6 protein-coding genes are annotated in these 6,353 nt (G+C 67.8%); 3 read left to right on the forward strand and 3 right to left on the reverse strand.

What is annotated here, in order from left to right; translation table 11 throughout:
* Positions 1-31: 31 nt before the first annotated feature.
* From ABGB08_RS47230 to ABGB08_RS47240, 3 genes are all read right to left on the reverse strand, one after another.
* On the reverse strand, positions 32-376 hold the full coding sequence (locus ABGB08_RS47230) for a hypothetical protein (protein WP_347604666.1): 345 nt from the start codon (positions 374-376) through the stop codon (positions 32-34).
* Positions 373-1,797 carry an FtsK/SpoIIIE domain-containing protein gene (locus ABGB08_RS47235; protein WP_347604669.1) on the reverse strand — a complete coding sequence of 475 codons (1,425 nt, stop codon included), beginning with the start codon at positions 1,795-1,797 and terminating at the stop codon, positions 373-375. Before ABGB08_RS47235 ends, ABGB08_RS47230 begins: the two co-directional genes overlap by 4 nt.
* A gap of 246 nt (positions 1,798-2,043) precedes the next feature.
* Complete coding sequence (locus ABGB08_RS47240) at positions 2,044-2,445, reverse strand: plasmid replication, integration and excision activator (RefSeq protein WP_347604672.1); 402 nt, start codon at positions 2,443-2,445, stop codon at positions 2,044-2,046.
* 1,454 nt (positions 2,446-3,899) lie between these two features.
* Between ABGB08_RS47240 and ABGB08_RS47245 the strand changes: the two genes are divergently transcribed.
* The 3 genes from ABGB08_RS47245 to ABGB08_RS47255 all read left to right on the forward strand — a co-directional run bounded on the left by ABGB08_RS47245 (position 3,900) and on the right by ABGB08_RS47255 (position 6,206).
* Positions 3,900-4,985 (forward strand): WD40 repeat domain-containing protein, encoded by a 1,086-nt coding sequence (locus tag ABGB08_RS47245; protein ID WP_347604674.1) that lies wholly within the window; start codon positions 3,900-3,902, stop codon positions 4,983-4,985.
* Complete coding sequence (locus ABGB08_RS47250) at positions 4,973-5,527, forward strand: hypothetical protein (protein WP_347604676.1); 555 nt, start codon at positions 4,973-4,975, stop codon at positions 5,525-5,527. Before ABGB08_RS47245 ends, ABGB08_RS47250 begins: the two co-directional genes overlap by 13 nt.
* Positions 5,528-5,618: 91 nt before the next feature.
* Positions 5,619-6,206, forward strand: a complete 588-nt coding sequence (locus ABGB08_RS47255) for a hypothetical protein (RefSeq protein ID WP_347604679.1) — start codon at positions 5,619-5,621, stop codon at positions 6,204-6,206.
* Positions 6,207-6,353 lie beyond the last annotated feature (147 nt).

Here is a 6,353-nt window from a genome sequence, read left to right on the forward strand (position 1 = left end):
TCCGACCCGTCCGCGTACGCCCGGGATGAGGTCAACGCGCCCCCCACACAACGCCGCCGCACCAGTCGCCGAACGGCCGGTCCCAGCTCCCGTGTGCGTTACCGACCTCCCCGCCGTCCTCGTCGCCGTCCCTTGACCCGTCCCCGTAGCCGTCCCCGTAGCCGTCCTCGTGGCCGAAGTCGTCGCCGAAGTCGGTCACGCCCCACTCCTCCAGGTCCTTCACGGTCGCCACGCTCCGCCCGTCCGCATCGATGACCACCCGGTCACCGCACGCCCGGCACTCGATGAGCCCGCTCAGAACCTCCTGCCAGAGCCGATCGGCCACCCCGCAGGCCGCGCACTCCACGTCGTGAAGGATGATGAACACCGCGCTCATGAGCGCCCCCCGAAATCGCTGACCATCTCGTGAATGTCGGCATCCGACACGTAGGCCGCCCGGACTCTGATCGGTTCCGGCGCGTTCTCGCACCGCACGTACGCCTCACCGGCCCCGATGCTCGGGTCATCCGGATGCCGGGGAATCTGGTCAGCCAGCGCCCCCCGATCCCACGCCCCGTCGCCGAGGACCATGTCGACCTGGGACGGCTCGTCCAGCCGCAGCGCGATCCTGTCCGGGAACAGGTGCCGGATCGTGAGCACTTCCTTGCGCGGATCCTGGAGCGCCGCCACGACGCCGATGCCGACCGCGCGGCCCTGTGTGGTCAGGGTCGCCAGCGCCGCCCCGATCCGCAGGCGCAAGCCCCTGTCGGGCTGGTACGCCGTGAGAAAGGCCACCTCATCGACCACGAGCAGGATGAACGGATCCTCGATCGTCGGCACGTGCGAGCGCCGCACCCCCGCATACCGGCCCGCGCGTTCCTGCATCAGCTTCACCGCCGCCTCAAGCAGTTCCGCGCACTCCTCCGCAGTCGCCGCGTACCGCTTGAACAGATCCCGCCCGAACGACAGCTCCATGTACTTCGCGTCCAGGCCCCACAGCTCCGCGATCCCCGCCCGAGCAGCGGGCAGCAACCCGCGCACGATCCCCCACAGGAACGAGCCCTTACCGGCTCCCGTCGCCCCCGCGATCAGCACGTGAGTCCCGTGCACCTGGATGCAGAACGGGCTCCCGTCCTCACACAACCCCACCTCAACCGGGCCGACCGCAGGCCGAACCGGGATCGGCCGCGCCGGGATCACCGCCGCCAGCGCGTCATTACGCGGGAACGTCAGGGCCACCCAGCCCGGACGCGGACACGTGACCCGGACCCGGGAGGCCCCGAACCCGTGCGCCAAGTTCGGGGCGCGGTCCGCGAACTCCTCATCGCTCTGCCCGGACAGCATCCGGACCATGACCACGTCGTTGCGCGCGTCGCAGCGGACCCGCACCAGGTCAGGGACATACGCCCGGCCCCGCATGTTCCCCGCCAGACCGGCGACCGCGATCACCGACCGCCACTTACGGCGGTAGACCACCAGCCAACGCGCCCAGGCCAGGACCGGATACCCGACCCAGCGCATGAACGAGGCGTTGTTCCACAGCGCCCACGCGCCCAGCGCGCACGACGCCCCGATCCAGCCCGCCGCCATCCGGCGAACCCCGATCTCGTAGACCCCGGCAGCCGTCGCGCTGATCAGCAGGCAGGCGACCGGATGCCGCCACACCAGAGCGACCAGCCCCGACAGCAGCCGCCACAGCCACACGCAAATGGTGATGATCGCAGGCGTTCTGATCACGTTCGGGGAGAACACCAGCGCGGTATCGGGCCTGGTGGACACCACGCCCACCACTTCACTTCCAGGGAGTTTGCGCAGCACGAAAAACACACCTTCTCGTCGTCTTGATCGCTGAAATTGCGCTGAGGAAGCCGCCGCACATGCGGCAGCCCCGGGACGCGTGTCAGACAGACGCCACCACCCGCGCGCACGCAACACGCACGCGCAGGCAGCGCGTAAGACCACTCCGGGGAGACGGAGGAAGGAAGGTGAGTGATAGTTGACAGCGGATGTGCTGTGAACGCCCGGCTCTACGGCCAGGGCCTAGAAGCGGCTAGCGAACGCGATTCACGCGTCGCCACCGTGCGACTTCGCCCGCGCAGGCGGGCCAGCGGGACGCATGCCCCGCGCCTTGAACGAATAGGCCAGACGCCCCGCCGGGTTGACCCAGGGCGTGACGGCCATCCCCACGAATTCCACCGGCACCAAGGTCAGACCCAGCGCCGCCATCTGCGGAGGAGCAGCCGGGATCTCCGGTTGCGTGTTGGAGACGATCTTCACCGCGACACTCTTAGACGCGGCCTTGAGGGTCGGGTCCCCGTCCATGACGGGCACCGCCCACACCAACTCTCCGGTCTCACGGTCCCGAGCGGGAACCGGCCGGTCCTTCGTGCTGGCGTCGAAGTCCAGCACCGGGGAGACCTCCCCGGTCACGTACGCGCCGTGCGGGAAGACCCGCCCATGATCCACAGGGATAGAACCCTGTAACGCCACCTACACCAACCCCTTTGCGGTTGCTTGGATTTCTTACCCTGGTGAACGAACAAGGGACCGAAAAAGTTCCCGAAAACCGCAATTCATAACAATCAGTTCTGACAACATCTGACTGACATTGTCTTGACCATGCGAAGCAGACCGGCCGTTGCATACAGTCGGCATCAGCACCACAGAACCCCCGTCCACTCCCCAGGACGGATGCAGGCCCCCACCTGGCCGTGATTCATGCCGTATCGGCATAACACCCGCTCAGCGGAACCACGACCCAGACGGGCGAAAGGCGCATGGCGTGATCCACAAAGGGTTCCGGGTTCGCCGACGTTGGGGCGCAACAACGGCCCCGCCCCCTTTTGGATCACGCCAATGCGCGCCGCCCAATCAATGCAGGAGGCTGCCGGGAATGATGCGGGGGACAGCCGGGGCAGCGGGCACCGTTCGCACCGGACATGGCAGGCTTCGGGCTTCGCTCCTACGCCAAAACCAAACCCGTCCGGCCCTCATCGGCACGCCGCCGCCCAAACCGACTGTCCAACAATCCGGAACATCAGCCCCCAGCACCGGGGCCATTCCCCAAGGGAACAGAGCAGATGGAAGAACCGCCAGGCAATGCTCTGACCAGGACTAACGCGCCGTTGCTGACGCCGGCAGACTCCCTCACGGTCGCCCTTCGGGTGCCTACGGCATCAACCGGCCTCAGCACCCCCGCCGCAATCCCGCACTACCAACGCAATGCGGGAATGGTCAGCCCGCTATACCCTCTATCTGTCCCGTGCCCTTCACGGCACCGGCAACGCAAGGCCCCGATCGCCCTTCAAGAGACCGGGGCCTGCGCTGAAACACCCTACGGGCCTAGCAGGATGCGCATCTTGCTAGGTCCGTGGCCTATTCACCAGCCAATCCACCCCGATCAAGATCGCTCGAAGCACGAGCGACAGCCAATCGGCATGGTCTGGCTTCCTGCGTCGTCTCCTTCGCTCAACCAACAGGGATTCCTCCTTTGAGCCCCTAGTGCTGGACGGACCGACCCGGGGGGCTCGCGCCGGTCGATCCTCTGCAGAGGGACCGACCACCCTGAAGGGCCGCGAACTCGACAAGGGGAATCGTATTGCTGTTCCACTCTCGTTGAGAGTTTTCCGGCCCTCCATTCCGATCTTCGATGGAGATAGTCCAGTTATCGCATGATTTATCACCATTTTTCGGACACCTAATGTCGCCTCCTGACCATGATCCTTGACAAGTTCTGACTGACTAGTCAAACCCCAGCTCGGGCCTTTGCCGAATTGTTCTTATAGGTATCAAGGCGCGGCCTACGGCCGCGCGGGCGGCTAAACGCCGCCCTCCCCGCCGGGCATGCGGCCTTCGGCCGGTCCCGGCGGGAGCGGCAGCCGCCCAACGCCAGGGCACCACCCCCAAGACCCGGAGTAGCCGTGTCCGTTCCGATCCGCAGCAGGCGAGCAATCCTCACCCGCATCGCGATAGCCGCGATCGTGACAGCCGCCGCCGCCCTCGTCGCAGCCCTCGTCCCCGCCACCCAGGCCAGCACCGTCATCCCCCGCTGGACCCACACCGCCACCCTCACCGGCCACACCCGCCCCGTCAACGCCCTGGCCTACAGCCCAGACGGCACCACCCTTGCCACCACCAGCCAGGACGACACCATCCGGCTCTGGGACACAGCCACCCGCACCAGCCGGGCCACCCTCACCGGCCACACCCAAAACGTGTACGCGCTGACCTTCAGCCCGGACGGCACCACCCTTGCCACCGCCAGCGCCGACCACACCATCCGGCTCTGGGACCTGACCAGCCGCACCACCCGCGCGACGCTCACCGGCCACACCCACGCCGTCAAGGCCGTCGCCTTCAGCCCGGACAGCACCACCCTGGCCAGCGCCAGCGCCGACACCACGATCCGGCTGTGGGACGTGCGGACCCGCACCAGCCGCGCGACGCTCACCGGCCACACCGAAGCCGTCAACGCGGTTGCCTTCAGCCCGGACGGCCACACTCTGGCCAGTGCAGGCCCCGACCGGACGATCCGGCTGTGGGACGTGGGGACCCGCACCAGCCGAGGCACCCTCACCGGCCACACCTATGCCGTCAACGCGGTCGCCTTCAGCCCGGACGGTCACACTCTGGCCAGCGCCAGCCTTGATGACACGGTCACGCTGTGGGACACCCGCACCCTGGCCGACGAACTGACCATCTACGGGCACGACTACATGATGACGGTCGCCTTCAGCCCGGACGGCACCACTTTGGCCGTCGCCCGCTTCGACGGCACGGTCACGCTGTGGCACCTGGCCAGCCTCACCAGCCGAGCCCTCATCGGCCACACCCGCGCCGTTGACGCGCTCGCCTTCAGCCCGGACGGCACCACCCTGGCCACCGCCAGCCGCGACACCACAGTCCGGCTCTGGCAGCCCAGCCATCAGACCAAGATCATTACAGGCGGCGCCGCGGGACCCATCAAGATCAACTACCAGCGGAAGGACCCGCCATGGGCGACCTAGTCACGACCAGCTACACGACTCTGCGCAGGGACAACTGGTGGAGCTTTCTCGGGCTCTCCATCCTCATCTTCTGGGCGGCCCCCGTGCTCCACACGCCGGGCGGCGGCGAGATCGCCTTTGTGGAACTCGGCAGTGTCCCCGTGGCGGGCTGGCCGAGCTGGGCGCGAGCGCTCCTGTGGGCGACCTGCCTCCTCGCCTTCCTCACCGGCCGCTCACCCAGCCGCCTCCCACCCCTGCTCATCATCGCCGCCGCACCCGCCGCCCTCACCGCCCTGCTGGTGACCGTCATCACCGCCGTCACCCAACTGCACGCCACCCCCGGATACGCCGCCTACTTCCTGCCCGCAGCCCTGCTGGCCAACGCCGTGGTAGCGGTGCCCGCCGCCCGCAAGGACATCCCCATGCCCGCGCAACTGCTGAGCGAGGAGAACTGGGACTACGACGGCACCAACGGCACCGACGCCCAGCCCTACCCCGGCACCCCGAGCGGACGCGACCACCCCGGCACCTGGAACGACCGGGGAGGACCACGGGTGATGTGACCCACCCACGATCAGCACACGGCGCACGCCACGCCACCGCCGACGCGACCCAGACCGGCCCCAGCCCAACCCACCCCGGAGGCAAACCCGCATGTCCGACGACTACACCATCGACAGCAACGACCGACTGCACTACTACCAGCGCGCCTGGCAGTTCGTCACCCTCAGTTGCGCCATCGGCTGGATCCATCTGGCCGCCCCCATGCTGCAAGTCACCGGCCCCGACGGCCCCCGCGACCTGCTCGCGCTCCAACTGCTCAACATCCCGTCACTGACCTTCGCCGCCGCCCTGGTGATCGCAACCACGGGCGCTACGTGCCTGCTGGCCATGGCCACCGCCAACCAGCGCTCAAACGTGTGGCCCTTGTTGATCATCATCACCGGCCCCGCCTCACTGGCCTCCCTGGGACTCCTCCACGCCATGGTCAACACCGCTGGCCTGTACGCGCGCGACCTCCACGGCAGCTTCCTCATGCCCATAGTCATGATCCTTACCACCATGGCCGCCATCCCCGCCTACCGGCGCGGCACCCTAAACCCGATCTTCCACCGCCGCCCCACCTGGCACCCCGACCTCCAACCCGTCCGCGCCCACGACGCGTTCAAAGAGCCGTGGGACGCACCCCCCCGCAACACCCCGCACGACAAGCCACTCCCACACCCGGAGCACACCCCATGAGCCACGACATAGTCACCACCTGTGGCCCGGCGTTGAAGATGCCGATGGTTTGGGCGTTGGGCGTGCCGATGGTCGTTATGCAGAACGCCCCGCCGGTTGGATCGGCGGGGCGTTGTGATCGGTGAGGTGTCGCCGGTGGTCGGCATG

The sequence above is a fragment of the Acrocarpospora sp. B8E8 genome (genome assembly GCF_039871605.1).
In the GTDB taxonomy this organism is placed as follows: domain Bacteria; phylum Actinomycetota; class Actinomycetes; order Streptosporangiales; family Streptosporangiaceae; genus Acrocarpospora; species Acrocarpospora macrocephala.